This is a genomic window from Sorangium sp. So ce394 (assembly GCF_051474665.1).
In the GTDB taxonomy this organism is placed as follows: domain Bacteria; phylum Myxococcota_A; class Polyangia; order Polyangiales; family Polyangiaceae; genus Sorangium; species Sorangium cellulosum_D.
In genome coordinates, this window is the sequence record NZ_CP150339.1 from 1,594,891 (window position 1) to 1,621,624 (window position 26,734).

The window sequence follows — 26,734 nt, forward strand, 5'->3', positions numbered from 1 at the left end:
GCGGCGCAGGGCGCCCCGCTCGGCCACCCCGGAGCCACCCTCGGCGGCAGCCTCAACTCGAATCAAGCATCAAGGGTGACAGCGGTCCCGCCGTCTGGCGGATCTGCCCGTCTATGGAGTCGTAAGGAGGGCGGGGCCGTGAAGTGGAAGCACGCCCGCCAGGGCACCGGGCTCACCGTCGCCCGGCGGCGCGCGGTCTTCACGCCGGTGCTGGCGATCCGCCGCTGATCGCCGGCGCCGGCTGGACCGAGAGGTCGAGCATTTGCGCGCACGCGAGCACGAGCCGCTCGCACGGCTGCGACGCCGCGACGATGGCGCGCATCTGCTGGAAGTACGCGCGGTGCAGCTCGCGCAGGCGCTCGAGGTCGGGCGCGGAGACAGTGAACAGGTTGTACGAGCTCGGCCCCGGCGCGCCGAGCTCGAGCCGCTCCACCGCGCGCTGGCTCCACCACACCTTCACCTGGTGCGCCGCCTTCGGATCGCGCCGCGTGTCCACCGTGCGCGACGGTGCGATCGCGTACTTGCGGCCGACCAGGTGAATCTGTCCGGTGCGCTCGAGGAGCGCGAGGCACTCGCGCTCCTCCTTGGGCGTGATGCCGATCCGCTCGGCGATCCAGCCGTCGCGGTGCCGCGGCAGCTCCTCGTACGCGCGCAGCTCGAGCGCGAGGAGCACCGCTTGCGACCACGGGACCTCGTAGGCAGCGCGCCGGCGCGTCTCGAGCTGCTTCCACGCCGCGCGCGCGCTCGGCAGGGCCCGGGGGTCGACGAGCGTCGCCAGGAAGTCGAGGAGGCGCAGCGAGCACACGTCGACGAGGCGGAGGAAGTCCGGCAGGCGCGGCTCGGCGTCGCCCTGCAGCCAGCGCGCGACCGCGAAGCGGCTCCGCCCCGCGCTCCGCGCGATCTCCACGATGGTGCGCCCGGCCCGCAGCTCGCCGAGGAGCTGCACCACGCCCTCCGGGGTTCCGAGCGAAGCCCGCGCGAGCCACGGCGGCGCGGCGCCGAAGAAGCGGGCGATCCCGGCGGCGGTGTCGACCCCCGCCCGCTCCGCCACTGCGAACGCCTTCGCCGCCGTCGGAAAGCTGCGCCCCGACTCCCACGTGTACGCGATGTTCGTGCGGTACCCGAGCCGGCGGCTGAACGCGCGCTGCGAGCGTTTTCCCCGCACGGCGCGCAGGAGCTCGCTCGCGAGGACGTCGAGATCGAGGTTGTTCATGTCTTGGAGGTTTGCACACTGGAGGGCCGAATGACCACACGATATGTGCGAAACGGCCCTTGCGACAGACGGGGTCGAGGCACAGCATCGTGATCGCAGCTGGTCTCGAACCGCATGAGGCGCCGCGTGACGCGCGCGCCCGGGAGGTCGCCGTGTCGTCTTCGCTTCGTCGCTCGTCTTCGCTTCGTCACTCGTCCGTTCGCGCCGGTGGGCGCGGTCTCCTCGTCGTCGCCGCGCTCCTCGCGGCGGCGTGCACCGCCCCCCAGGGCGGCAGCCAGACCGGTCACGACGGCCTCGGGACCGGCGACGGCGCCTGCGAGGAGACATCCATCGTCGTCGGCTCGCTCGAGGAGGCCACCGCGCTCGGCTTCACCGCCGGCGAGGTGCTGGCCCAGGCCGAGGGGACGTTCGAGAGCCCCATCGTGTGGGCGCCACCCGGCGACATGGTGAACGCCGGCCCCGAGCAGGGCGAAGGCGAGATCACGATCGACGTCGCCCACGGCGGCGGCGCGATCCGGTTCGTCGAGTCGCGGTTCGTCGAGTCGCGGCCCTGGGGGTCGAACGACGAAACGGAGGGCGGCCCCGCGATCGCCGGCGACCTGTGCAAGAGCCGCATCGAGATCGACGTGGAGCTGACGATCGCGACGAGCGGCGGCGCGCTCGCGGAGACGGTGCCCGCCATCCTCTCGTCGTCGGATCCGCGCCACGTCGCCCTCGAGGCCGAGCTCGATCCCGACGCGCTCTCCGGATCGCTGGTCTTCACGCCGCAGAGGGAGGGCTGGGCGCTGGCCGATCTCACCATCCGCGGCGGCATGGCGGCCGGCGCCTCGTGGGGATCGATCGGCGCGCGGCTCGAGTACTCGGACGGCGAGGTGACAGGCGCGGGGTTCCGCTCGTTCGCGTCGTGGCCGACCGCCGAGACGTGCGCCCGAGGCGGCCTGCCGCTGCCCCTCGACACCGCGCTGCTCGCGTTCTCCGCCGCCGACGTGCTGGCGGAGAACGCCGAGGTCGCGGCGACGTTCACCTGGGACCCCGGGACGACGACGCGGATCGCGCTGTCGCTCGAGGCGGCGGACGACGTCGCGTGCGTGTCGCTCGGAGGGGAGTTCGACGAGGCGGGCGTGCGCATCCCGGCGCGCCTCCACCTCGTGACCGAGGACGGACGCGTGGATCTCGAGACCGACGTCGACGTGTACGCGCTCGCCGACGCCGAGGGGCGCCTCGTCGACGCCTCGTTCCAGAGCGTGCACCTGCGCGGCGTCGCGCCCGACGACTTCGAGGCGACGTACGGGATCACCGGCTTCGACGTGAGCGGCTACGACGAGGCGTCGTCCACCGTGCGCGGCACGTTCACCGGCGGCAGCAGCACCGGCGCGCTGAAGGTGCTCGGCCTCACCGTGCCCGAGTGCGTGAGCGATCCCGCCTCGAACCCCGGCGGCGGGTGCGAGGGCATCGACATCACCGAGCTCGGCGGCGGCACCTGGGCGCCCTGAGCCGTTGACGTGAGCTGCGCGCGCCGCGCGGTGGAAGAGCAGGTACGGGGTCCGAGCGGGATTTCTGACGCACGGAGCTAAGGAGCCAGGCGCGGCCGGTACGTCCGCGCCTCGCGCGAAGCGCGCGGCGCGCCCTCACGGCAGCTCCGCCAAAGGCCCCTTCTTGTACGCGGTGTCGTTCCCGAAGTGCGCGTCCTCGTAGCCGAACGCGCGCAGGATCGACGTGTAGACGTTGTGCATCGACACGTCCGTCTCGTACGCGGACTGCCCAGGATCCTCGCCCGCGCGCTTGTTGTAATTGACGTGCCGTCCGCCCTGCCACCTGCCGCCGGCCTTGCCGGCGAGCAGGACCGGGATGTCGCGGGGCGAGTGCGCGCCGCCGCACCCGAACTCGCTCGTGAACAGCACGACGCTGTTGTCGAGCATCGTGCCGTCGCCCTCGGGGGTGCTCTTCAACCCGTCGAGCAGGCGCGCGAAGATCTCCATGCGCCAGCCGCGGTTCGCGAGGATGGTCGCGCGCCAGTCCTCGAGCTTGTCGGGCTCCGCGCCGTTCGGGCCGACGTCGAGGCCGGCGTGGCCGAGGCTGTGGCCCAGGTCGGTGTTGTAGGGCTGGGGCAGCCAGCTCGTCAGGACGTCGGCGATCTGGAACGTGGCGACGTTCGTGAGCCCGCAGCGGAGCGCGTGCAGGAGGATGTCGACAAGGAGCGGCGCGGCGTCCTTGATCCCTCCGCCCGTGTAGGACCCGTATCCCTGGTACACGGGCGCGCCGCCGACGTCCGGCTTCGTGCACGCCGCCAGGTTGGCGACGCCTTCGAGCTTCTTCTCCAGGCTGCGGATGTGCTCCGCGTGCGCGTCGAGCAGGTGCCTGTCGCTCGCGCTCACGCGCCCCTTCAAGGCCGCGAGGTGCTCGCTCACCCCGTCGAGCACGCTCTTGCGCTGAGCGCGGATCCGGAGCTGTTCGGGCGTCGGACCCGAACCGGTCTCCGTGACGTCCTTGAAGAGCCGGTCGAAGGCGCTCGTCGGGTCCTTCTCGGTGGACACCGGCTCGCCCGAGGCGCGGTACAGCGGCTCTCCGTAGTTGTGCCCGTCGACCATGAGATCGATGGACGAGAAGGGCGTCGGGCGCTCGGCCGCGAGCCGCTCCGCGAGCACCTGATCGATCGACGGGCCGCGCGCCCTGGCGTCGTCGCCGCCCGAGGTCGTGTCGGCGCACGTGAGCACGGTCGCGTTCGAGCAGCCGTGGTGCCCGCCGTAGTCTCCCTGGACGTACCCGGCGGCGTCGTCGACGCCGCGGAGCAAGGTGAGATCGCCCTTGTGGCCCTCGAGCGCCGCCATCTCCTCGCCGAGGACCTCGAGCGCCTGCCCCTCGCCGCCCGGGCGCCAGAGGTCGAGCATGCTCCAGGCGCCCGGCTTCCACGGATCGCCCAGCTCCCCCGAGTTGTGGCGGGACGTGATCGTGCCGCCGTGGCTGAAGAACACGATGAACCGCCTGGCCCTGCCGTCCGCGGCCCAGACGGCGCCGTGGGTCGCCTCGAGGAACGGCAGCGCGATGCACAGGCCGGTCGCGGTTCGGAGGAAATTCCTTCGGCTGAATGCGGCGCGGTTCATGGGCTCACCCCTCGGGCTTTCGCAGGTGCAAGAAGGCATTGCTCGTCGTGAGGTCGAGGATCAGGTCGCGCAGGCTGCCGCCGCTCTCGGGCGCGGGCGTGGCCGCCTCGACCGACGCGAGATCCTGGTCGACGGGGACGCGCCGGAGCGCCGTCTGGAAGAAGTGCCTCGTGAGGCAAGCGCGCGCCGCGGCGCTCGCCGCGAGCGCCGCCGACATCTCGACCCCGCCGTCGACCTCCACGCTCTCCTCGTCCGGACCGAGCGCCGGGAGGACGCCGCGCGCGTCGATGTCGAGCGCGTACGGGCTCTCCTCGTCCCCGCCCGTCTCCCGCGCCTGCCAGCGCCCGAGCGCGTCGTAATGCTCGAACGCGAACCCGATCGGGTTGATGGCCTTGTGGCAGCTCGCGCAGGTCTCGCTCGACGTCTTGGCCTCGACGTCCTCTCGGATCGTCCTGTGCACCAGCGCGCCGTCCTCCTCGACGGCGCCGCCCTTGACCGGCACGTCGCTCGCGTTGGGCGGCGGGGGGCCGAGGGGGCGGCAGAGCACCTCCTTCAGGATGTACGCGCCGCGGCGGATCGGCGATTTGACCTCGACGCTGCCGAACACGCTCAGGAAGGCCGCCCGCGTGAAGATCCCCGCGCGCTGATCGGCCGGGAGCGAGACCCACGCGAACGCGCCGTCGCCCGCGGGGCCCTCCACCCCGTAGAGGGCGGCGAGGGGCCCGTTGACGTACGCGTCCGTCGTCGTGAGCAGCGTCTCGAAGCGGCCGTCCCCCTCGAAGAGCACGCGCTCGGCGAGCGCCTCGATCTCGGCGCGCATGGCGGCGCGCAGCGCGGGGGAGTCCTCGGGGTAGAGCTCGGGGCTCTTCGGCGCGTTCTCGAGCGAAGCGTGCTTGTTCGTGCCGTCGAGCTCTAGCCAGTCGGCGAAGAAGCGCTTCGCCGTGGCGCGGGCGCGGTCGTGCGCGAGCAGCCGCTCCGCCTGCGCGCGCACGCCCTCCGCCGAGTCGAGCGCGCCCGACTCGGCGGCGTCGAGCAGCGCGTCGTCCGGCGTCGTGTTCCAGAGGAAATAGGACAGCCGCGACGCCCGCTCCCACCCCGTGAGCGGGCGGACGCCGGAGGCGAGGGCGTCGCCCCCGTCCCCGTCGCGGCCGAGCTCGACGAAATAATAGAGGTTGGGCGACTGGATCATGGTCTTGAGCACGACGAGGAGGGCGTCCTCGAACGACTGCTCCTCCCGCGCGCGGGCGAACTGACCCTTGAGCATCGCGACCTCGGCCTCGTCGAGCGTGTGCCGGAAGGCGCGGCGCCCGAACGTCCGCACGAAGCCGTCCACGCACGCCTCGTCGTCGGCGCCGCGCGTGTCGCACGGGAACACCGGGGTCCCCCACGACGCGCGCCGCGCGACGATCGCCTCCGCCGCGGCGTTGAGCTTGTCCACGGCGAGGAGCGAGGCGACCTCGCCCGCGTCCGGGTCGAGGTCGAGCTCGAGCCCCGGATCGCCGAACAGGTCGCGCATCGAGCTCGTGAACTGCTCCGGCGTCATCCGGCGCAGGCCCGCGCTGGCGACGTCGATGAGCCCGCTGTCGCCCTGCGCCCCGTCGCGCCCGTCGCGGTCGCCGCCGACGTCGCCGACGCAGCCCGAGAGCGCGCCCGACGCCGCGAGGGCGGCCGCGCCGAGGAGCGCCGCCCCGCGCCGCCGGCGCGCGTCCGAGCGTCGGAGTTCTTCGAGGGGGATCACGCCGTCCGGCTTCGTTCGCTTCATGGCTTCGGTCCTCGCGCGGTCAGAGCAAGAGAAAGCTAGGGACGGGATCGCAGCGCCGCGCCCTCACGGCGCGGCGCCCAATCACGGCGCGGTGATCGAGACGTCGTCGAAATACGCCGCGCCCCCTTGCCGGAGGACCTCGACCCCGGACGTGCCGGCGGCGTAGGTCGTGTCCGTGGTGGTCAGCTCCAGCACCCCGTCGATATAGAACTCGAGCGTGGTTCCGACCGTCACCGCCTTGAAGGTGTGCCACGTCCCCGGGGCCAGGGTGAGCGGCTTCGACACGGACGACACGACAACATCGAGATCGCGCACGGCGATCTCGAGCTCGCCCGTGCTCTTGTACATGAAGGTATACCGGTCGAGCTCATAGATGTTGTACCTCGAATTGAGCCCCACGCTCCCCGGACCCGACCAGCTCGGGATCTTGATCCTGGCCTCCACGACCGAGTCCTGCCAGTTGGTCGCCTCGGGGAAGAGCTTGGCGTTCGAGGTGGTTGTCGAGTACGACAGCACCTTGTTGCTCCCGTCCGTCGTGATGAGGAAGCCCGCGTAGGACTGGTCCCAGCCGTCGAGATCGCCGTCCTCGAAATCGTCGGCGAACGCGCTCGGCGGCTCCGGCTCGAACACGACGTCGCGGAAATAGTTGCTGTTCTTGTACACCATCCAGGGCCTCTCGCCGGCCGAGGTGCCGTAGACGCCGCTGCCGACTTCGGTGACGAGATCGCCGTTCACGATCGGGGCGTTGAACCCTCCGTTCGTGGCAGCGTACCAGTGATCTCCGCTTGTCGACACCGAGATCGTATAGGTCCTGTTGGCCGCGACCCGCACCGGTGCAGGCAGCGTGAACTCCTGCCATCCAGCGGTTCCACCGGGGATGTTCCACGTGTGGGAGGCGAGGGGCGCGTCCGCGCCGAGGCCCCAGATCCGCACCCCGTGGGCGCCGCTCTCGGCGGCGTTCGTGTAGATCCGTACCTTGGTGATGTTGCCGTCGCGGAGCGTGTGGAAACGGGTGCCCAGCTCGTAAAAACCGTCGTTCGCGAAGACGGCAGGCGTCTGGGTCGTGAAGATCGACCCAGGCGCGGAGGCGAGCGCGACGCCCCCAAGGGCGAGCGCGGTGAGCACGACGGGCGCGGAAAACAGCGGACTCGGGCGCATGGTCCTCCTAACGGATTCTCTCAGGAATTGTCGAGCCGCGCTGCGCGGCGCGCCCGTCGGTCCGCCGGAGGCAGGGTTCGAGCGAGCGCCGAGCCTGGGCTCGTCTCCGTGGTTGGATAACTAACCAGCTCATCGGTGCGAGCCAACTCATAGGCCGCATGCGATGCATGCACACCGTGCATGGCGCACGTCATCGCCTCGAAACCAGTGAACAAGCGGCCGATGATGCGAGCCGCCGAGAGGTCAGGGGCGCCGAGAGCGCTCAGGAATATTCCTCTCTCGGTGTCCTCTCGCTCTGGGTGATTCGACAGCTCGTCGCCAGCACACTGCCATCCTCGGTGGTCGGCGCGCCGTGACGAGGCCGCGGAAGCCGCGTAGCGCCCAGGCTGGATTACATCCTGCTACCGGAAGCGCAGGATCTGCCACCACAGCAGTGTCTGGTCGCATGACAACGGGCAATGTTGTGTCATCTTGCCTCGCCACGGCGAGAATGCCTCACCGTGTCTCTGAAAAATTACAGTGGAGCTTTTGTAGCCCATGACGAGGAGGACGCTTCTGTGAAAATTCGAGCTTGCGCGATCGGGTTGCTCCTCACGGCCGGGTGTACCGGCGAGCTCGGTGGAGCCGCGGAGGACGGACCGGTGACCCTGCCTCCGCCGGTCAACATCCCTCCGGTCAGCATCGACTGCACGCACGTCGGGAGCGGCCGGGACTTCCAGGTCGGTCCTGGCAAGGCGTTCGAGGCGCTCGGCGACGTGCCGTTCGAGACGCTCGCCGCCGGCGACACGGTGCGCGTCTTCTGGCGCGCCGAGGGGTACCACGAGAAGATCATGCTGGGCGGCCAGGGGACGGCGGAGCAGCCGATCCGGCTGTGCGGCGTCCCTGGGCCGAACGGCGAGCTGCCGGTGATCGACGGCGAGGGCGCCACCACCCGGCCCGAGCTCGATTTCCCCTTCGACGGCCACCAGGTGCGGGGGCTCATCATCGTCGGGCACAAGCATGACGACCCGTACGATCTCGATCCCAGCCACATCGTCATCGAGGGGCTCGAGATCAAGAACGCTTCGCCCCCCCACCGCTTCACCGACAAGTCGGGGTCGGCGGCGTCCTACGCGGGCAACGCGGCCGGCATCTTCGTGGAGCGCGGCGACCACGTGACCATCCGCGCCTGCGAGGTGCACGAGAACGCCAACGGCCTCTTCGTCGGCACCGCCGGCGGCGACATCCTCACCGAGAACGTGCTCATCGAGTCGAACTACATCCACGACAACGGCAGCCTGAGCGACTACAACGAGCACAACGTCTACAACGAGGCGTCGAACGTCATCTACCAGTTCAACCGCTTCGGCCCCACGCGCGGCGGGAACGGCAACAACATCAAGGAGCGCTCGGCCGGCGTCGTCATCCGGTACAACTGGATCGAGGACGGCGCCCACCTGATCGACCTCGTCGACGCGCAGGAGGCGACCGACTCGGTCGCGCTGCCGTCGTTCCACGAGACCTTCATCTACGGCAACGTGCTCCTGCGCACCGGCTACGGCGCGTCGATGATCCACTACGGCGGGGACAGCGGGGAGAAGGAGTACTACCGGAAGGGCACGCTCCACTTCTTCTCCAACACCGTCTTCGTCAAGAACGACACCTACCGGGATTACCAGCGCTCCGCGGTGTTCGAGGCCTCGACCAACGACGAGCGGATCCACGCGCGCAACAACGTGTTCGCCAGCACCCAGGAGCCGACGGACATCCGCGCGGTCACCTTCCTCGGCGATCGCGACGACGTGGCGGCCGGGGTGCTCGTCCTCGCCGGCAACTGGGTGAGGAAGGGGTGGACGGCGTTCGACCCCGTGCCGGGCCCGAAGGTGATCGGGAGGGTGGACGGCCTGGAGAGCTCGATCTTCGGCGTCGACCCGGCGTTCGCCTCGGCGGCGAGCCACGACTTCATCCCGGCCTCGGGCGCGCCGCTCATCGAGGCCGGCGCGGCGCTCGAAGGCCTCCCGGCGGTCGACTACCAGTACGAGCCGCACCAGCAGGCCAAGCGGCGCAGCGACGGCGCGAAGCTCACCATCGGCGCGTTCGCGCAATAAGCTGGAGGGCGGGCGGGCGCGCCGGCGTCGATGCGCGGTGCGCCGCGCCCAGCCGCGCTCGCGAGGCCGGCGCCGCGGCGCATCGACGCCGGCGCGCCCGCCTCGGTCACCGGCCCTCTCTCATCAGTCGCCGGGCGAGAACTCGATCGGATAGACGACCGTGGTCTTCTGCCCGATCGCCGGGAACCGCAGCCCCCTCGTCGCCTCCACCATGCAACGGTCCGTCGTCGCGTCGCGCAGCGTCGCCGCCGCCGCGTCGACCTGGACGTCGGCCGCCGTCCCGTCGCCGTGGATCGCGAACGAGAGCGGGATCTTCCCCGCCGCGTCCGGGCGCCGCGCGAGCAGCGCGTCGTAGCAGGTCCGGTACGCCGGGAAGGCGCTCCGCACCACGGCCTGGATCTCCGCCGGCGTGAGGCCGTCCGGCAGCGGCACCGCGATCGGCCCGGCGGGCACCTCCGCCATCGCGGCGAGCGCCTCCTCGACCGCGGGGAGCTGCGCCCTCCGCGGCGCGGCGATCAGGATCGCGGGCGGCGCCCCGGCGCGCTCGCGCACCGCGATGAGCCCCTCGCCCTTCTCGAGCCGCGCGACGATGTCCGCCGTAGGCAGCGGCAGGTCCGCGTCGTACCGCGCGGGGATGCGCTGGTTGCCGAGATCGAAGTAGAAGACCGCGAGGCTCGACCCGAGCAGCGGCCGGGCCGCCGGGATCTGGGTCCAGCCGTCGGTCCCGTGCGACATGCGGTTGATCGACACCTTGTCGCAACGCGGGCAGGCCTCCTGCCGGAGCGCTCGGATCGCGGTCGGGATCGCGAAGGTCTTGAGGCGCTCGCTCGCCTCCCGGTTCCCGCCGAACGTGAGCACGGTGACCGTGAGCTCCCGGGGGCCCGACTCAGGCACGGGGAAATACCGCGCGAGCGCGCGGGCGAACGGCGACGCCTGCTCCGCGTCGGCCGGCTCGTCCGGCAGCGGCTTCTCCTCGCTCCCGGTGACCAGGAGGCGCAGGCGCCGCTCGGCGGCCCGCTGGAGCGGCCAGGGCTCGTCGACGGCGTGCTCGCCGAGCATCGACTCCACGGCGGCGATCGCGGCCTCCCGGTCGCCCTCCGCCTCGAGCACCCGGCTCATCGCGAGCCTCGCCTGATCGCGCTGATCCCGCGTCAGCGCCGGATCGGCGAGCACCTCGGAGAGCGCCTGCCGCGCGGCGGCGATCTCCCGGCCCGCGTCGAGCCGGCGCTCGGCCTGCTCGATCGCGAGCGAGGCGTCGGGCCGCCTGTCCGCGCCGGCGGCGAGGTCGACGCGCGCCTCGGCGCCCGGCGCGGCGGTCTCCGGCCCCTCCGCGCACGAGGCGAGCGAGATCAGGCCCAGGGCGACGGCGGCGGCGGCGGAGCGATGGATGATGTTCATGACGATCGATGTCCTCCTGCGCGCGGCCCGTTTGCGGCGGCGCGTGAGGGGAGTCTGCACACTGGCCTTGTTGGCTCCGTCTTCGCCATGTCACCGTTCTGTCTCCGGCGCCGGAGCGCGGGTGAACCGGTAGCCGGCGCCGCGCACGGTCACGAGGTGCCGCGGCGATCTCGGGTCGGGCTCGAGCTTCGCGCGCAGCCGGTTGATGAAGTTGTCGACCGTGCGATCGGTGCCGAAGTAGTCCGCGCCCCAGACCGCGTCGAGGATGCGCTGGCGCGGCAGGAGCGCGCCCTCGCGCTCGACGAAGAAGCGGAGGAGCTTCATCTCGAGCGCCGTGAGCTCGACCGGCGCCCCGCGCCGCTCCACGCGGTGGGCGCGGAAGTCGATGACGACCTCCGCGAACCGCACGACGGCGCGCTCGGCCTCGCCGAGCCGCCGCCGCCGCAGCGCCGCGTCGACGCGGGCGAGGAGCTCGGAGACGCCGAACGGCTTGACGATGTAGTCGTCCGCGCCGAGCCGGAGCCCCCGCACCTTGTCCTGCTCCTCGCCCTTGGCGGTGACCATCAGGATGGGCAGGTCGGCGTCGTGCCGGCGGAGCTCCTCGCAGATCTCGAAGCCGTTCAGCCCGGGCAGCATCACGTCGAGCAGCACGAGGTCGGGCCGCGCGGCGAGCGCCATCGACAGCCCCTCGGCGCCGGTCTTCGCCACCTCGACGCGGAAGCCCGCGGAGCGCAGCGTCTTCTGGAGGCCGAGGCGCAGCGTCGGGTCGTCCTCGACGACGAGGACGGTCTCCAGCCTGCCTTCGGGCGTCTTCTGGGTCATGGCGTCTGCTCCTTCGGCCCTCGGGGTCCCGGGATCCACAGGGTGAACGCGGCGCCGCGGCCCGGCTCGCTGTCGACGCGGGCGCCGCCGCCGTGCGCGCGGGCGACGTGCCGGACCAGCGACAGCCCGATGCCGCTGCCGGAGACGGCGCGGCTCAGCCGGTCGTCGGCGCGCTCGAACGGCTCGAAGATGCGGCGCTGGTCGCGCCGGGCGATGCCCGGGCCGCGGTCCTCGACGGCGATCGCGACGCCGCCCCGCTCGCGGGCGACGCGCACGCGGTAGGGGGCGGCGAGCGGCGCGTATTTCAGGGCGTTGGCGAGGAGGTTGTCGACCGCGAGCTGGATCTGGCCCGCGTCGATGCTCGCCTCCGCGGCCGGGTCGAGATCGCGCACGACCTTGGGCATCTCCGGGTTCCGCTCCTCGAACGTGTCGATCGAGGCCGCGACCGCGTCGGCGACGCGGGCCGGGGCGCGCTCGGCGGCCGCGCGTCCGGCCATCATCCGGCTGAAGCCGAGCAGCCGCTCCACGGTCTCGCCGAGCCGCCGCGACTCGCGGCCGAGCGCCTCGAACACCTCGCGGTGCTCGTCGGGCGCGAGCCGCCCCTCCTCGAGCAGCTCCGAGAGCATGCGCACCGACGCGATCGGCGTCCGGAGCTCGTGGGAGACGGCGGCGACGAAGTCGGTGCGCAGCTCGCTGGAGCGCCGGGCGGCGCGCATGCGCGCGAACAGCAGCGCGGCGAGCCCCAGGGCGAGCGCCGTGGCGGCGGCGCCGACGCCGACGAGCAGCCGCTTGCCGCGCGCCGCGTGCCGCTCGACGGCCGCCGGATCCGCGGGCGAGAGCCGCACGGCGAGCTCCGGCGCGATCGGCAGGAGGGTCGCGGGCGCGCCGCCGAGCTCGGGCGCGACGGGCGCCCGGCCGGCCCCGGCGGCGGCCCCGGCGAGGACGTCGGCGCGGACGTCGGGCGGCAGCGGGCGCGCGTCGCCGCGGAGCCAGCCGGCGAGCGAGCTCGCGTGGATGACGAAGCCGACGGAGCGCCCGTCCGGGAGCGCCCGCAGCGCGCCCGCGGCGGCGCCCGCGCGGAAGGAGACGAGCCCGCGCGCGTCGGGGCGCGCGCGCAGCGCGGCGTCGAGGCCTCCGCGCCGGAGCTCGGCGACGAGCGCGTCCCGCTCGGGGCGCGGGGCCGCGAGGGCCGCGCGCGCCCGCTCGCGCGGCTCGCCCGAGAGCGCGGCGTCGACCTCGAGCGCGGCGGCCTTCCGCTCCGGCTCGGAGAGCCCCGCCGCGTGCGCCTCGAGCCACGCGGCGACGGCGCCCTGGTCGACGGCGCGGTCGGCCGCGGCGTCGAGCGCGAGGACGGGCCAGAGCCACCGCCCCGCGGGCGAGCGGGCCTCGGCGCAGCGCGCGAGGAAGTCGCGCCGCGCGGCGATGCGGGCCTGGGCGTCGGGCCCGGCGGCGGCGCGGGCGAGCGCGGCGCACCCGTCGGGCGCGGGCGCGGCCGGCGGCGCGGCCTGGGGCGGCAGCAGCACGGAGCGATCCGGCGCGAGCAGCACCGGCGCGGCGAACGGCGGCGCGATCTCGGCGAGCGCCGCCGCGGCGGCCTCGGGGGGGCCGGTGGGGGGGGCGGTGGGGGGGGCGGTGAGGGGGTCGGTGAGGGGACCGGTGAGGGGGAGGGCGGCGAGGGCGGCCTCGGCGCGGTCGGTCTCCTGGTCGATGGCGCGCGACAGGCGCGCGGAGGCGGTGGCCAGCCCGAGCGCCACCTCGCGGCGGGCGCCGTCAGCCTCGTTGGAGACGGCCCGCAGGCCGAGGACGCCGACGCAGATCGCGGGGACGCTCGCGGCGGCGGCGAAGAGCGCCCAGTCGCGCAGGCGGCTGGCCCGAGGGGAGAGCACGGGCGCAGGATCGCACGGGAAGGTCACCGGAATGTCACGGGCGGGGGAGGGGGGCGGCCGCCTCCTCGCCGCCGGCGGAGCGCGCGCCTGTCGCCCTGCTCAGGCCATCCAGATCGCGGCGAACATCGTCATGAGGAGCCCGAGCGGCACGAGCGACAGCGCGGCGGCCGCCGCCCACAGCTTCCCGAGCTTCCCGGAGCCGAGCGGCAGTCCAAGGGCGGCGCGGACGAGCCCCCAGCTCGGAATCAGCGACAGATAGACGCCGAAAGCCGCGAGCATGCCGATGGGGTTGTCGTCCCCCGGCGAGCGCATCACCCGGTTGAGGATGCTGGCCGAGAGCAGCAGGCCCGCCAGACCGAAGGCGCCGACGGAGAGCTGAAGGATGCGAGAGGTGCGGGGGCGCATGCGTTGATCCTCCGTTTCGGCGCGCGAGCTGTCCAGCGGCGCCGTTGTGCTTCGGGCCCGGTGAGCGGCTCGCTCGCCGGCGCCGCGTGGCCCTGGGGCGGCGGCGCCGGCGAGCTCGGCTCAGCGGGCGGGGTGGGGGGGCGGCGTCACGGCGCGGGCGTCACTGGCACGCCTGGGCGGCCGTGTTCCGGCGGAGCCCGCAGACCAAGGCGCCGCCGCCGCAGTCGAAGACGCTGCAGTACTCGTGGTCCTCGCAGTTCGCGGGGCTGTACCGGGTGCACACCCCCTCGCAGCGGATCGGGCCGGTCGTCCCGTCGTTCGCGTCGGTGCACGGCCGCTCGTCGAGCTGGGTGTGCGACGTGAAGCCCACGTCCGCCTGATCGTCGAAGTGCCCCGTGCAGAAGTGCGCGTCGGTGACGGTGCCCTCGAGATAAGTCCGGATGTCCTGAGAGAAGAACGGCACCGGATTCGGCGCCTTGTTGTCGGCGACGCGGCGGACCTCGAAGTGCAGGTGGTCGTTGTTCGGCCAGTCCGACGACTCGCCGATCTCCTGCCCCGGGACGACGAGATCACCCTCCGCGACGAGGCTCGACGCGGCGTGGCCGTAGATGACGTACACCGAGCCATAGCGGATCGTCAGATCGATCTGCGAGGGCGCGCCGCGGGCGGTGGGGTACCGGTTCGTGCAGGCGTTCGGCCCGGCGCACATGACCTTGCCATAGCCGACCGAGTACAGGGGGCTGCGCGCAGGGACGGAGAAATCGAGCCCGCTGTGGTTGCCGGAGGTGTGCGTGTAATAGACGGTCTGGAGCACGACGGAGGTGCACGTGTGGCCGAAGTACTGGCCCATGGGGGGCGCATCGCCGTTCGGCATCGTGGTGGGGTGATTGCAGAACGTCGGCGTCTTCGTGTCGCTGAGCTCGTCGCCGGGCCCCACCTCGCCGCAGCCGGTGGTCGGGTCCCCCCCGCCGCCGACGCCCGAGACCGTCGCGTTCGTGATGGTCGCGCCCTCGTCGTGGAGGCTTGTGTCCAGCTCGAGCGGGTAGGTGGGCGCCGCGCTGCTCGTGTGGAACACGGTCCCGTTCTTCAGGTAGCGCACCTGGCCGCCCTGCACCTCGACGCGGAAGATGTCGCCGGCCTGGTAGGTCCCGAAGTAGCCCTGGACATAGCCGTGCTCCACGACCTCCAGGCCCCCGTCGCCGCGCAGGTAGATCGCGTGATCGATGTCCCCGTAACCCTGATCCGTGTCGGCGTGGCCGAGGCCCGCCATCTTGTACCGGTTCGTTTCGTTCGTGGAGAACTCCGCGTAGCCGTCGCCCGACGCGATCTGCTGGACCGACGAGGCTCCGGCGTGCCACCCCCAGCCCGCGGCGCGCGTCAGCGAGCTCCCGCTCGCCGGGGCATAGCGTACGTTCTTCCAGAACCCCGGCGCCATGCAGCTCGTGTCCCCGGCCGCGCAGCTCACGACCTGGGCGCTGGCGACGGTCGCGCCCTCGTCATGCAGGCTCGTGTCGAGCCCGAGCGGGTAGGTCGGCGCCGTCAGGCTCGTGTGAAAGACGTGGCCGTTCTTGCGATAGCGCACCTGGCCATTGAACACCTCGACGCGGAAGACGTCGCCGGCCTGGTAGGTCCCGAAGTAGCCCTGTGCGTACCCCTGCTCGTAGATCTCCAGCCCTCCATCGGCGCGCAGGTAGATCGCATAATCGATGTCCCCATAGCCCTGGTCGGCGTCGCCGTGGCTCAGGCCCGCCATCTTCTGGAGGTTCGCCTCGTTCGTGGAGAACTCCACATAGCCGTCGCCCGCGTCGATCTGCTCGGCCGACGAGGCCCCGGCGTGCCACCCCCAGCCGGCGTTGCGCGTCAGCAAGCCCCCGTTGGCGGTGACGTACCGGACGTCGCTCCACAGCCCCGGCGGCATGCAGCTCGTGTCGCCGGGCGCGCAGCTGATGACCTGGGCGCTGGCGATGGTCGCGCCCTCGTCGTGCAGGCTCGTGTCGAGCCCGAGCGGGTAGGTGGGCGCCGCGTTGCTCGTGTGGAACACAAGCTCGTTCTTGCGGTAGCGCACCTGGCCATCGAACACCTCGACGCGGAAGACGTCCCCGGCCTGATAGGTCCCGAAGTATCCCTGTCCGACCCCCTGCTCGAGGATCTCCACGCCCCCGTCGTCGCGCAGGTAGATCGCGTAATCGATGTCCCCGTAGCCCTGGTCGACGTCGCCGTTGCTGAGGCCGGCGATCTTCTGGAGATCCGCCTCGTTCGTGGAGAACTCCACGTAGCCGTCGCCCGCCTCGATCTGACCGACCGACGAGCCCCCTGCGTGCCAGCCCCAGCCGGCGTCGCGGGTCAGCAGGCCTCCGTTCGCCGTGGCGTAGCGGACGTTCTTCCATTCCTGCGGCGGCATGCAGCTCGCGTCGCCGGCCGCGCAGCTCATGACCTGGGCGCTGGTGACGGTCGCGCCCTCGTCGTGCAGGCTCGTGTCGAGCCCGAGCGGGTAGGTCGGCGCCGTGTTGCTCGTGTGGAACACCATCCCGTTCTGCCGGTAGCGCACCTGGCCGTTGAACACCTCGACGCGGAAGACGTCGCCGGGCTGGTACGTCCCGAAGTACCCCTGTCCGGCCCCCTGCTCGAAGATCTCCAGGCCTCCATCGGCGCGCAGGTAGACCGCGTAATCGATGTCTCCGAAGCCCTGATCGCCGTCGCCGTGGTTGAGCCCGGCCATCTTCTGGAGGTTCGCCTCGTTCGTGGAGAACTCCACGAACCCGTCGCCCGCCTCGATCTGCTCGACCGACGAGGCCCCGGCGTGCCAGCCCCAGCCGGCGGAGCGCGTCAGCAAGCCTCCGTTGGCGGTGACGTAGCGGACGTTCCTCCACAGCCCCGGCGGCATGCAGCTCGTGTCGCCGGCCGCGCAGCTCGCGACCTGGGCGCTGGTGACGGTCGCGCCCTCGTCGTGCAGGCTGGTGTCCAGCCCGAGCGGGTAGGTGGGCGGCGTGTGGCTCGTGTAGAACACGAGCCCGTTCTTGCGGTAGCGCACCTGGCCATTGAACGCCTCGACGCGGAAGACGTCGCCGGCCTGGTAGGTCCCGAAATAGCCCTTCCCAGCTCCCTGCTCGAAGATCTCCAGGCCTCCGTCGGCGCGCAGGTAGACGGCGTAATCGATGTCTCCGAAGCCCTGATCGGCGTCGCCGTTGCCGAGGCCCGCCATCTTCTGGAGGCTCGCCTCGTTCGTGGAGAACTCCACGAACCCGTCGCCCGCCTCGATCTGCTCGACCGACGAGGCCCCGGCGTGCCAGCCCCAGCCGGGGCTGCGCGTCAGCAAGGTCCCGTTGGCCGGGGCGTAGCGGACGTTCTTCCAGAACCCCGGCGGCATGCAGCTCGTGTCCCCGGCAGCGCAGCTCGAAACCTGGGCGCTGGTGACGGTCGCGCCCTCGTCGTGCAGGCTGGCGTCGAGCCCGAGCGGGTAGGTGGGCGCCGTGGCGCTCGTGTAGAACACCACCCCGTTCTTGCGATAACGCACCTGGCCGCCGAACACCTCGACGCGGAAGACGTCGCCGGCCTGGTACGTCCCGAAGTAGCCCTTCCCGGACCCCTGCTCGAGGATCTCCACGCCCCCGTCGGCGCGCAGGAGCAGCCCGTAATCGATGTCCCAGAACGCCTGGTTGTCATCGCCGTGGCTCAACCCGGCGATCTTGGTCCGGTCCGCCTCGTTCGTGGAGAACTCCACGAACCCGTCGCCCGCCTCGATCTGCTGGACCGACGACGCGCCGGCGCTCCACCCCCAGCCCGGGCCGCGGGTGAGCGCGCCGTCGCCCACCTGCACCTCGAAGGCGTTGTTCCAGAACGCGGTGGCGCCCTCGGCCGCGCGCGCGTCGCCCGTGCTCGCGCAGATGCCCAGCGCGGCGAGGACCGCTGGGAGCGCGCTCTTGCCGAGCCGCCTCATGACGCGTCCGTCCTCTCGCGGCCCGCGACGATCGCGGCGGCGAGGCGTGACGCTGGGTGAGGAATGGGTCTGTCGAATGCGTCCTGGGACATGGGGATGATCTCCTCTGCACATGAGTTCTCGGGCCACCCCCTTTCCTACGCCGCGTCCCTCCGGCTTCTGACAGCCCTCGCCGTCCTTTCCCGCCGCGCCCCCGCCGCCGTGGTATGTCGCCCCCCATGCCAGCGCCGCGCATCGCCGTCGTGGGCCACGTCGAGCACGTGACGCTCGGCCGCGCCGAGGGCGTCCCCGCGCCGGGCGACATCGTTCACCTGCTCGACGCGCGCTTCGTCCCCGGCGGGGGCGGCGGCCTCGCCTTCGCGCAGCTCTGCCGCAGCGACGCCGAGATCCACCTCTTCACGGCGCTCGGCCACGACGCCGCGGCGCGCGCCGTCGAGGCGCGCATCCGGGTCGCGCCGGGCCGCGTCCACGTCCACGCCGCCGTGCGCGCCGTGGATCACCCGCGCGTGGTCGTCGTCGTGGACGCCGAAGGCCGCCGCACCATCATCGTCACCGGCGCCCCGCTCCAGCCCGCCGCGGCCGACCCGCTCCCCTGGTCGATCCTCGCCGGCTGCGACGCCGTCTACTTCACCGGCGCCGACCCGGAGAGCCTGCGCCTCGCGCGCGCCGCCCGCCGCCTCGTGGTGACCGCCCGCAGGGGCGCCGCGCTCCGGGCCGCGGCGGTCGCGCCCGACGTCGTCCTCGGCAGCGCCTCCGACCCGCGCGAGAACGCCCCGCTCGACGCCTACGACCCTCGCCCCGGCGCGCTGGTCCTCACCGACGGCCCGCGCCCGGTCCGCGTCACCCGCCCCGGGGGCGCCGCGCTGGTCGACGCGCCGCCCGCGCCCGACCGCGTCCTCGGCGATTACGGCGCCGGCGACAGCTTCGCCGGCGCCCTCACCTTCCACCTCGCCCACGGCCTCCCGGTCGAGGAGGCCTGTCGCCGCGCCGGGCCGCACGGCGCCGCGGTGCTGCGCGGGATCGATCCGATCGAGACGCAGATCCCCCTCGTCCCGCCGTGATCCCGCCGCGGCGCCAGCGCCTTCCGCGCGCGCCGGCTCAGATCCACGTCTGCGTGTCGGGATCCCAGCGCTTCCAGGCGCCGCGGTCGTGCAGGTAGAGCTCGCTCTCCCCGCGCAGGGTGCGGAAGCGCTTGCTCCCGATCTCCAGCTCGTCGCGCTTGTCCGAGTAGTCGATCAGCGCGTCGGCGGCGCCGATGCGCCGCATCTCGGCCACGAGCTCTTCCCCGCTCGCCTCGACCACCACGTAGCCGTGGGCGTTGCTGTCGGCGTGCGCGAGGTGCGGGTTGACCTTCGTCTCGGCCGACGTGAGCAGATCGTCGATGCCGGCGGCGAGCAGCGCGGCCCCCGGGACCGAGCCCAGCACCGGATCGCCGGTCACCTGGCTCATCAGCAGCTCGCGGAAGGCCCCCGACGAGACCGCGCCGCCCACGAGCTCGACGATCTTCTTCGAGGGGTCGCCGGCGAGGCCCGCGGTCCCCGCGTAGAAGGCGTGGATGTCGCCGGTGATCGCCACGACGCCGCCCACGTCCACGAGCCGTTCCAGGAGCTCGTTCCGCTTGTTGGGAAAACCGTCCCAGGCGTCGACGTTCATGGTGAAGCGCCGCTTGAACTGCTCGGGGATGGCGTAGGGGGAGAGATCGACGGCGAGCGGGAGCAGGCAGAACTCGTTGCCCCAGATCTTCCAGGTCGCCTTCGAGCCTTCCATGGTCTCGAGGAACCAGGCCTCCTGTTCGGCGCCCATCACGTCCTCGCTCGCGCCCTGCGTCTCCTTGTAACGGAAGGCGGCGTAGAGCTCGAACGTGTCCTTGACCGCGAGGTAGCGCGCCCCGACCGCGCCGTGGGCGCTGAACTTGCCGAGATCCACGTACGCGATGCCCCGATCGAAGGACGCCGAGGCCGCGGCGTCGATGAGCGGGATCTGCATGTCCTCCGGCAAACCCTCGTTCACGCCGGCGACGATCTGGTTGATGACGAGCACGCTGATATCGCCCGTCACGTCGGCGGCGTCGTAGCCGGCGGCCTCCGCGGCCTCCTTGAGGACCGAGGCGTACAGGCCGTCCTCGTACGTCTCGATGTCCGAGACGTAGGGCATGGCGAACTCGGGGAACTCCTCGAGCTCCTCGATGAGCGTCGCCTGGTCGAGCACCACCTTGCCGGGGAAGGCGCCCTCCGGGACGAGGTGATCCGGCCGGTAGCTGCGCAGATCCGTCATCACCAGGTGGACGTGCTTGCCGAACACGAAGTCGCGGTAGATGCGGAAATCGTCCGGGAGCGAGGCGCCGGGGTCCTGCTCGACGTCGTCGCCGTAATCGACGGGCTGGTACTCGAACCAGGCCTGGTTCGCGGCCCTGCGGCGCTCCACGTCGGTCTCGTCCTCCCGGTCGTCGAAGTAGGTGGCCGTCGCGCCGTAGCAGTCGTTCGAGAACTCGTGATCGTCCCACGTGGCGATCATCGGGAAGCGCTCGTGGACCCGCTGGAGGTTCGCGTCGGAGCGATACGTCTTGTAGAGCTCCCGGTAGTTGCTGAGCGACCTGGCCGCTTGATAGGCGTTCTCGCCCTCGCCGAGGGCGATGGCGCCGGCCGCGTCGGTGAAGACGACGCGGCGCCCGGAGGTGCTCTGGAAGCTCGGATCGCCGGTCGTCTCGTAGACGTAGTCGCCGAGGTGGACGAAGAAGTCGAGCTCCTCCTCGGCGAGCGCCAGGTAGGTATTGTAGAAGCGCCCGATGTAGTCCTGGCACGACACGTACGCGAAGCGGACCTTGACGTCGTCGTCCTCGGCCGGCGCGGTCTTGGTGCGCCCCACGCGGGACACGTAGGCCGTGCCGCCCTTCACGTAGATGAAGCGGTAGTAATAGACCGTGCCCGCCGAGAGCCCGCGGACCTTCACCTTGACGCAGTGATCGTGCCGCGCGAGCGCCTTCAGCTTCGCCTGGCCGGCGTCGAGCGCCACCCGTTGCGTGAACTCGGCGTCGGTCGCGACCTCGACCTCGAGATCGAGATCCTCGTCGCCGTCCTGCACGCGGGCCCAGAGGACGACGCTGCCGGGGCGAGGGTCGCCGGAGGCGATCGACTGCGGGAAGTACGCCGACCCGTCGGCGAGCTCGCGCCCGGGCTCGGCGCCGAGCGGATTGACGATCTCGGGATCGCCGCAGGCCGGGACGACCAGCGCGCCGGCGGTGACGAGGGTGGCTCGAAGGAACTCTCTGCGCTTCAGCATCGCGCGCTCAGGGAATCCTGGAACTTTCTCCGGTGTCAACCTCCTTGTGGACCCCGCCCCGCGCCGGCGCGTGAGCAAGATCTCGACGGGCGGGCGACGATCCGGCCGCCGTTCGGCGCGCCGACAGCAGGCGGTCGACGAGGGCGTCCACCTCGAGCTCTGCTCTCGCGATCGACGCCGTGAGCCGCTCGTCGGCGAACTCGTCGTACTCGATCGCCACGGACTCGACGTCGGTAATCCCGATGTAGCCGAACGCGGTCCGGACGCTCGGCTCGACGTGGTTCATGGCCTCGATCCGCCCGCCTTTGCCGTATCCGTGGTCGCCGCGCGACGTCAGGAGGACGAGCTTCTTGCCGTGCCCGTCGAGGAGCGGCCAGTACGGCTCGCCCGGCCGCGCGCGGTCGAAGCCGAACGTGCGCCCCACGCGGACGATGTTGTCGATATAGGCCTTGAACTGCGCGGGCACGTTGAAGTTGTACATCGGCACGCCGGCCACGATGAGGTCGGCGGCGAGGAGCTCGTCGACGAGCGCGTCGCTCTCCGCGAGCGCCTGCCACATCCAGGGCTCGCGCCGGTCGGGCTTCGTGAACGCGGCCTGGATCCAGCGGCCGGTCACGGGCGAGGGCGGGCTCTGGCCGACGTCCCGGTAAAGGATCTCGTCGCCTGGACGCGCCGCGCGCCAGCGCGCGACGAAGCGGGCGGTGAGGCGCCGGGTGTGAGAGCCGTGGCGGATCGTATCCGAGCTGCCCGGACGAGCGCTCGAGTCGATGTGCAGTATCGTGGACATGGCCTGTCTCCTGAGCGGGGTGGGGGCGCGGCCCGCGGCCGAGCGGGGTCGATCCGGGATGATCGACATTCACCCGTCGAAGCGCCGCCGCGGCGCCGGTCTCTCTGCTCCTGGGCCCGTGGCGGGCGCGTTCACTCGATGAATATGGGCCGCCGCGCGCGGATGACCAACGAGTAATTCTCAGCTGATAGATGAGCTGGGATCAGCTATCTCACCCCCATGCGAAGGCTCCCACCGCTCACGGCGCTCCGCGCCTTCGAGGCCGCCGCGCGCCACCTCAGCTTCAAGCGGGCCGCCCGGGAGCTCGGGGTGACGCCGACCGCGATCAGCCACCAGGTCCGGCTGCTCGAGGAGACGATCGGCGTCCGGCTGTTCGAGCGCCACGCGCGGCAGGTCGTGGCCACGCGCGAGGCGCAGCGCCTCTATCCGGTGCTCCGGGACGGGTTCGACGCGTTCGCGCGGGCGATCGACGAGCTGACCGCCCGCCGCGCGCGCCGCGGGATCACCCTGTCGGCCACGACCGCGTTCACCGCCAAGTGGCTCGTGCCCCGCGTCGCGGCCTTCCGCGAGGCGTGCCCCGGGTTCGACCTGCGGCTCCACGCGTCGGACGAGCCGGTCGACCTCGCCGCGGGCGAGGCCGACGCGGCGATCCGGTACGGGCGAGGCCCGTACCCCGGGCTCGCCGCCGAGGCGCTGATCGCCGATCGCTTCGCGCCCGTCTGCAGCCCCGGGCTCGCCGTCCGTCGCCCGGAGGACCTGCGCCGCGCGCCGCTGCTCCACTTCGAGTGGCGGCGTGTCGAGCGCGACACGCCGACGTGGCGCCTGTGGCTCGAGCGCGCCGGGATCTCCGGCGTCCGCGACGACGGCGGCACCACGTTCTCCGACGAGGCCCACGCGATCCAGGCGGCGATCGCCGGCCAGGGCGTCGCGCTCCTCAGCCTGGTCCTCGTCGCCGACGACCTGAAGAGCGGCGCCCTCATGCAGCCGTTCGGCCCGGCGCTCGACGGCTATCGCTACCACTTCGTGCACCTCCCGGGCGCGGCGGCGCGCGAGGAGATCGCGGCGCTCCGGGGCTGGCTCGCCGCGGCCACGACCGGGGAGCGGCCGCGGCCGAAGCGGTGAGCCGGACGCCCCTCTGCGCTGGCGCCGGGGCTACGGCACCCCCGCCTCGGCGCAGCGCGCGCGCCACGCGCCGGCGTCGAGCTTGCCGTCGAGCAGGCGCCGCACCACGAGGAACGGCTCCAGCGCGTGCTCGCCGCGGCGCGCGCGGACGGGCGCGCCGGGCAGGCCGTCGAGCTCGAAGCCGAGCTCCGCCAGCGCGGCGGCGAGCCAGACGCTGAACAGGCCCGTCATCCGCCGGCGCTCGGCCGCGGGCGAGAGCAGCGCCAGGCCCACCCGCGTGCGCTCCGCCCAGGCGTCGATCTGCGCCAGCGCCTCGGGCAGCTGGCTCGGGCGGAGCTCGCGGAAATGCGCCCGGTGCGCCTCGAGCTGCTGGCGCCAGCGCGGCAGCCACACCTCGCGCGTGACGTCCGCCCAGGCGATGCGCGGCAGGGGCCGCGACGGGTCGATCAGCAGCGACCGCAGGACGGCCTCCTCGGCCGCGGCGACGTCGTCGAGGAGGTCGAGGCAGTGCGCGCCCGGCTCCGGCCCGCCGGCCTCGGCGCCGAGCGCGGCGAGCCGCTCCGACAGCGACGGGTGCGTGTCGTAGACCGTCGACTTCTCGCCCGCCCGCTCGGCCTGCCGCTCGGCGAGGGCGCCCTGCTCCGCGGCCACGGCGCCCTCGAACCACCGGAAGCCCTCGAGCAGCGGGGGGAAGCGCCCGGCGGCGACCACGGGCAGCACCTCCAGCTCGAGGTAGGCGGTCCAGAGCGGCCCCTTCTCGTGCGTGATCCGGAGCGCGCGCGCGGTGGGACCGCGCCCGGCGATCCGCGCGGCCACCGCGTCGGCCTCGAGCTCCTGCGCGCGCGAGATCCCCGAGCTCGAGCGGACGAACAGCTCGGCGTACGCGACGAACGGCAGGTGCAGCCAGAAGCTCGAGCCGTCGAGGTGGTCGAGGGCGCCGCCGATGGTGCGCCGCGTCCTGTGCACCCAGGGGCCGAGCGCGAGGTCGCCCGAGACGTGGTGCCCGAACTCGTGCGCGATCACCGACTCGAGCTCGCTCCGGCTCAGCCAGGCGAGCAGCGGGAGCCCGGCGCCCACCACCGTGCGGCTCCGGAGCCACGCCTCGCGCCGCACCGCGGTGAAGGCGTTGGCGTCGTGGAAGAGGTGGATGTCGGCCGGGGTGGCGTGGCCGGTGCGCGCGGCGATGTCGCGGATCAGCGACTGGAGGCGCGGGTGCCGGCCCTCGCCGAGCGGGACGCCCGGGTCCTGGGCGCGCCGCCGCCGCGGGATCAGGCCCCAGGCGACCCAGAGCGCGCCGGCGCCGCAGAGGAAGCCGGACGGCTCGATGCCGTCGCCGTACTCGGATTGCGCGTACGGCACCCACAAGAGCCCGAGCGCGATCCCGGCGGCGAGCAGGTAAAAGCCCACCGCCATGCCGAGCAGCCACGCGGCGCGGTGCGCCAGGCCGCGCGGCCTCACGGCGGCCACGACTCCATCGCGACGCTGACGGCGCCGTGCAGGGCGTCCTCGCGCCGCGCCAGCGCGAGGAGCGACTGCCGCTCCTCGGCGGCGAGGGCGCGGTGCCGGGCCCGGCCGAAGTGCAGGGCGGCGCGCACCGCGTCCGGCAGATCGTCGATCTCGGAGAAGCGGGTCCCGTCGCGCACGTACTCGATGAGCCCGCGCGTGAACGCGCGCCCGAGCGGCGAGTGCTGCTCCAGCCTCGCGAGCGCGGCCCCCGCGCCCTCCGCGTGGACGGCCTCGGCCATGAGCAGCACCCAGACGGGCATGGACAGGTGGTGGAAGACGGCCTTCTCGGCGCCGGTCAGGCGCGCGACGGCCGCGCGCGGATCGGCGCGCGACAGCACCGCGAGCTCGAGGGCGTCGCGCAGCGCCGGGTCGCTCACCCGGGCGAGCTCGGGCGCGCTCACCTCGAGCCCCGCGTCGACGCGCGCCCGGAGGCGCAGCAGCGCCGTCTCCTCGTCGCCTTTCCCGCGGAGCGAATCGAGCGCGCGCTCGATCGAGGCCTTCGGCTCGAGCTGGGCGAGGAGCAGGGCCTGCTCGGCGAGCTCGCGGCGATCGAGCGAGCTCTCCTGGCCCGCGGCGAGGGCGGCGGCGACGAGGTTCCGCGCCCGCTCCACCTGCCCGAGCCCGACGGCGGCGGTCACCTCGAGCGCGACGCTGTCTTCGGCGAGGGCGCGATCGACGCCGCGCAGCTTCTCCAGGGTGTCGAGGGCGAGCTGATGCTTCCCGTCGTGGCCGGCCTGGTACGCGAGCGTGCGCAGCAGGTAGGGGTGGTCCGGGAAGCGCTCCAGCATGCCGGCGAGGACCTCGTTCACGGCCGGCCCGGAGAGCAGCCGCACGTAGAGGTACGCCGCGTCCGCCGAGCCCGGGTCGTCCTCGTGGCGGCCCTTGTACTCGTCGATGAGCTCGTGGCGGCGCCCGACCATGGTCATCACCTTCTGGTACTGGCGGTGAAGCTCGATGGAATCCGGGTGAGCGCGCCGCGCCCTGTCCGCGACGGCGGCGGCGCCCTGCTCGTCCTCGGCGTTCATCAGGAGCACGACCGCCCGCTCCGAGGCCGGGACGTCGTAGCCCGTGTGCTCCGCGTAGCGCGCCGCGAGCTCGGCGCCGAGCGCCGCTTTCCCTGCGCCGACGAGCGCGAAGGCGCACCCGCCCGGCTCCACGGGCGCCATCGTCACGAGCGTGCGCGAGACGAACGACTCCCCCTTGGGCATGCTGAGCTGCTCGGGCGGCGGCTCGAAGACGAAGTCGACGTCGTCCACGATCACGGCCGATTGCCCGCAAAAGAGGGCAGGGGCCGCCTCGTCGCGCGAGCTCGCGTTGCGGTCGGCCGTGTACCGCACCTCCAGCTGGTAGATGGGCGCGAGCCCGAGCACGTTCCACGCGACGACGTCGGTGCCGCGGGGGACGTCGAGCTCGCCCTCCTCGATCGTCCGGCCCTGGGCGGTGACCTTGACGGGCCTCCGCCCGACGCGGCCCTCGAGCCGCTCCAGGCCTTGCGCCGGCACCTGGACGGAGGCGTCGCCGACGCTCACCTCGACGGGGTAGGGGAGCGCGTTCGCGACCCGGACGGTGGTATAGCGGGCGGCGGCGAGCGCGTTCCAGGCGCCGAGCGCGACGACCGTGGTGATCCCGAGCGCCACCGCGCGTTGCCAGGCGTAGAGCGCCGGGCCGAGCGGCGCGCGCGCGATGAACCGCCACGAGCGCGCCTCTGTGCCGTTGGCGACCAGGTAGCTCCCGAACGGATAGAGCGGGACGAAGAGGAAGACGAAGAACAGCGTCTTGATGTACGTGCCGTCCTCCGGGTCGCGGTCGGACTCGCCGTACACCGTGGCTCCGACGCCGTTCATCGTCATGAGCCAGGGGCTCCGCCGCATGGGCTCGAGGAAGAGCCGCCGGCGCGCGAGGAGGGCGTCGAGCAGCGCGCGCAGCTGGGCGCCCGCGGCGCCGGGCCGCGGCAGGAGGCGCTCGCGCCACCGCATCCAGAAGAGCCGCCGGTAGACGGCGTGCGGGCGACCCTGCTCGATCGCCCGGCGCACGCCGGGGTTCATCTGCGCCAGATCCGCGAGCTCTGGCACCCGCTCGAGGAGCCCGGCGGGGTCCCGATCCACGCCACCCATGAACGACCACGTTACTGGGCGCTCCGCTCCACTGGGAAGAGGCGCGCAGGAGCGCGTCGCCGCGGGAGGCGCCGCGCCGAGCAGCGCTCTCTTCGGAACGGATCGGGGCCTCGGCGCGCGGCGCGCGGCGCGCGGCGCGCGGCGTTGGAGCAGAGTC

Annotated in this window: 17 protein-coding genes; 4 read left to right on the forward strand and 13 right to left on the reverse strand. The window is 72.7% G+C overall.

Annotated features, from left to right (window positions below; all coding sequences use genetic code 11):
- Window positions 1-199 precede the first annotated feature (199 nt).
- Entirely contained in the window at window positions 200-1,213 is a 1,014-nt protein-coding gene (locus WMF33_RS05880) for a DUF4423 domain-containing protein (RefSeq protein ID WP_437336219.1), read from the reverse strand.
- A gap of 152 nt (window positions 1,214-1,365) precedes the next feature.
- Here WMF33_RS05880 and WMF33_RS05885 point away from each other — a divergent pair, with 152 nt between their 5' ends.
- Window positions 1,366-2,706 (forward strand): hypothetical protein, encoded by a 1,341-nt coding sequence (locus tag WMF33_RS05885; protein WP_437336220.1) that lies wholly within the window; start codon window positions 1,366-1,368, stop codon window positions 2,704-2,706.
- Window positions 2,707-2,841: 135 nt separating this feature from the next.
- On the opposite strand, the gene WMF33_RS05890 is transcribed toward WMF33_RS05885, so the two are convergent.
- From WMF33_RS05890 to WMF33_RS05900, 3 genes are all read right to left on the reverse strand, one after another.
- Window positions 2,842-4,314 carry a DUF1552 domain-containing protein gene (locus WMF33_RS05890; protein WP_437336221.1) on the reverse strand — a complete coding sequence of 491 codons (1,473 nt, stop codon included), beginning with the start codon at window positions 4,312-4,314 and terminating at the stop codon, window positions 2,842-2,844.
- Between the two features lie 4 nt (window positions 4,315-4,318).
- Window positions 4,319-6,076: a DUF1592 domain-containing protein gene (locus WMF33_RS05895; RefSeq protein WP_437336222.1), complete on the reverse strand. Its 1,758-nt coding sequence runs from the start codon at window positions 6,074-6,076 to the stop codon at window positions 4,319-4,321.
- Window positions 6,077-6,157: 81 nt separating this feature from the next.
- Complete coding sequence (locus tag WMF33_RS05900; protein WP_437336223.1) at window positions 6,158-7,234, reverse strand: DUF4082 domain-containing protein; 1,077 nt, start codon at window positions 7,232-7,234, stop codon at window positions 6,158-6,160.
- A gap of 557 nt (window positions 7,235-7,791) precedes the next feature.
- Between WMF33_RS05900 and WMF33_RS05905 the strand changes: the two genes are divergently transcribed.
- On the forward strand, window positions 7,792-9,321 hold the full coding sequence (locus WMF33_RS05905; protein WP_236644460.1) for a right-handed parallel beta-helix repeat-containing protein: 1,530 nt from the start codon (window positions 7,792-7,794) through the stop codon (window positions 9,319-9,321).
- Window positions 9,322-9,444: 123 nt separating this feature from the next.
- On the opposite strand, the gene WMF33_RS05910 is transcribed toward WMF33_RS05905, so the two are convergent.
- The 5 genes from WMF33_RS05910 to WMF33_RS05930 all read right to left on the reverse strand — a co-directional run bounded on the left by WMF33_RS05910 (window position 9,445) and on the right by WMF33_RS05930 (window position 17,769).
- Window positions 9,445-10,719: an AgmX/PglI C-terminal domain-containing protein gene (locus WMF33_RS05910; protein ID WP_437336224.1), complete on the reverse strand. Its 1,275-nt coding sequence runs from the start codon at window positions 10,717-10,719 to the stop codon at window positions 9,445-9,447.
- Window positions 10,720-10,809: 90 nt separating this feature from the next.
- Window positions 10,810-11,541, reverse strand: coding sequence for a response regulator transcription factor (locus WMF33_RS05915; protein ID WP_437336225.1), 732 nt, complete (start codon window positions 11,539-11,541; stop codon window positions 10,810-10,812).
- Window positions 11,538-13,427: a sensor histidine kinase gene (locus WMF33_RS05920; RefSeq protein WP_437336226.1), complete on the reverse strand. Its 1,890-nt coding sequence runs from the start codon at window positions 13,425-13,427 to the stop codon at window positions 11,538-11,540. The genes WMF33_RS05915 and WMF33_RS05920 overlap by 4 nt, the downstream gene beginning before the upstream one ends.
- A 99-nt stretch (window positions 13,428-13,526) precedes the next feature.
- Window positions 13,527-13,832, reverse strand: coding sequence for a hypothetical protein (locus WMF33_RS05925; RefSeq protein ID WP_437336227.1), 306 nt, complete (start codon window positions 13,830-13,832; stop codon window positions 13,527-13,529).
- 160 nt (window positions 13,833-13,992) lie between these two features.
- On the reverse strand, window positions 13,993-17,769 hold the full coding sequence (locus tag WMF33_RS05930; protein WP_437336228.1) for a M23 family metallopeptidase: 3,777 nt from the start codon (window positions 17,767-17,769) through the stop codon (window positions 13,993-13,995).
- A 218-nt stretch (window positions 17,770-17,987) separates the two neighbouring features.
- On the opposite strand from WMF33_RS05930, the gene WMF33_RS05935 reads away from it, so the two are divergent.
- Window positions 17,988-18,830 carry a PfkB family carbohydrate kinase gene (locus tag WMF33_RS05935; RefSeq protein WP_437336229.1) on the forward strand — a complete coding sequence of 281 codons (843 nt, stop codon included), beginning with the start codon at window positions 17,988-17,990 and terminating at the stop codon, window positions 18,828-18,830.
- 37 nt (window positions 18,831-18,867) lie between these two features.
- On the opposite strand, the gene WMF33_RS05940 is transcribed toward WMF33_RS05935, so the two are convergent.
- Together WMF33_RS05940 and WMF33_RS05945 are read right to left on the reverse strand one after the other, a co-directional pair.
- Window positions 18,868-21,048 carry an alkaline phosphatase D family protein gene (locus WMF33_RS05940; RefSeq protein WP_437336230.1) on the reverse strand — a complete coding sequence of 727 codons (2,181 nt, stop codon included), beginning with the start codon at window positions 21,046-21,048 and terminating at the stop codon, window positions 18,868-18,870.
- 7 nt (window positions 21,049-21,055) lie between these two features.
- Window positions 21,056-21,835: an FMN-dependent NADH-azoreductase gene (locus tag WMF33_RS05945; RefSeq protein WP_437336231.1), complete on the reverse strand. Its 780-nt coding sequence runs from the start codon at window positions 21,833-21,835 to the stop codon at window positions 21,056-21,058.
- Between the two features lie 219 nt (window positions 21,836-22,054).
- On the opposite strand from WMF33_RS05945, the gene gcvA reads away from it, so the two are divergent.
- Window positions 22,055-22,957 (forward strand): transcriptional regulator GcvA, encoded by a 903-nt coding sequence (gene gcvA, locus WMF33_RS05950; protein ID WP_437336232.1) that lies wholly within the window; start codon window positions 22,055-22,057, stop codon window positions 22,955-22,957.
- A gap of 30 nt (window positions 22,958-22,987) precedes the next feature.
- Here gcvA and WMF33_RS05955 read toward each other — a convergent pair whose 3' ends face one another.
- Window positions 22,988-24,415 carry a M48 family metalloprotease gene (locus WMF33_RS05955; protein ID WP_437336233.1) on the reverse strand — a complete coding sequence of 476 codons (1,428 nt, stop codon included), beginning with the start codon at window positions 24,413-24,415 and terminating at the stop codon, window positions 22,988-22,990.
- On the reverse strand, window positions 24,412-26,577 hold the full coding sequence (locus WMF33_RS05960; protein WP_437336234.1) for a hypothetical protein: 2,166 nt from the start codon (window positions 26,575-26,577) through the stop codon (window positions 24,412-24,414). The genes WMF33_RS05955 and WMF33_RS05960 overlap by 4 nt, the downstream gene beginning before the upstream one ends.
- Between the last annotated feature and the right edge of the window lie 157 nt (window positions 26,578-26,734).

Excerpts from the sequence above, each read along its gene's own strand:
- WMF33_RS05880 (WP_437336219.1), bottom strand. The coding sequence starts at position 1,213 with ATGAACAACCTCGATCTCGACGTCCTCGCGAGCGAGCTCCTGCGCGCC.
- WMF33_RS05890 (WP_437336221.1), bottom strand. The coding sequence starts at position 4,314 with ATGAACCGCGCCGCATTCAGCCGAAGGAATTTCCTCCGAACCGCGACC.
- WMF33_RS05895 (WP_437336222.1), bottom strand. The coding sequence starts at position 6,076 with ATGAAGCGAACGAAGCCGGACGGCGTGATCCCCCTCGAAGAACTCCGA.
- WMF33_RS05900 (WP_437336223.1), bottom strand. The coding sequence starts at position 7,234 with ATGCGCCCGAGTCCGCTGTTTTCCGCGCCCGTCGTGCTCACCGCGCTC.
- WMF33_RS05910 (WP_437336224.1), bottom strand. The coding sequence starts at position 10,719 with ATGAACATCATCCATCGCTCCGCCGCCGCCGCCGTCGCCCTGGGCCTG.
- WMF33_RS05915 (WP_437336225.1), bottom strand. The coding sequence starts at position 11,541 with ATGACCCAGAAGACGCCCGAAGGCAGGCTGGAGACCGTCCTCGTCGTC.
- WMF33_RS05925 (WP_437336227.1), bottom strand. The coding sequence starts at position 13,832 with ATGCGCCCCCGCACCTCTCGCATCCTTCAGCTCTCCGTCGGCGCCTTC.
- WMF33_RS05930 (WP_437336228.1), bottom strand. The coding sequence starts at position 17,769 with ATGAGGCGGCTCGGCAAGAGCGCGCTCCCAGCGGTCCTCGCCGCGCTG.
- WMF33_RS05935 (WP_437336229.1), top strand. The coding sequence starts at position 17,988 with ATGCCAGCGCCGCGCATCGCCGTCGTGGGCCACGTCGAGCACGTGACG.
- WMF33_RS05940 (WP_437336230.1), bottom strand. The coding sequence starts at position 21,048 with ATGCTGAAGCGCAGAGAGTTCCTTCGAGCCACCCTCGTCACCGCCGGC.
- WMF33_RS05945 (WP_437336231.1), bottom strand. The coding sequence starts at position 21,835 with ATGTCCACGATACTGCACATCGACTCGAGCGCTCGTCCGGGCAGCTCG.
- gcvA (WP_437336232.1), top strand. The coding sequence starts at position 22,055 with ATGCGAAGGCTCCCACCGCTCACGGCGCTCCGCGCCTTCGAGGCCGCC.
- WMF33_RS05960 (WP_437336234.1), bottom strand. The coding sequence starts at position 26,577 with ATGGGTGGCGTGGATCGGGACCCCGCCGGGCTCCTCGAGCGGGTGCCA.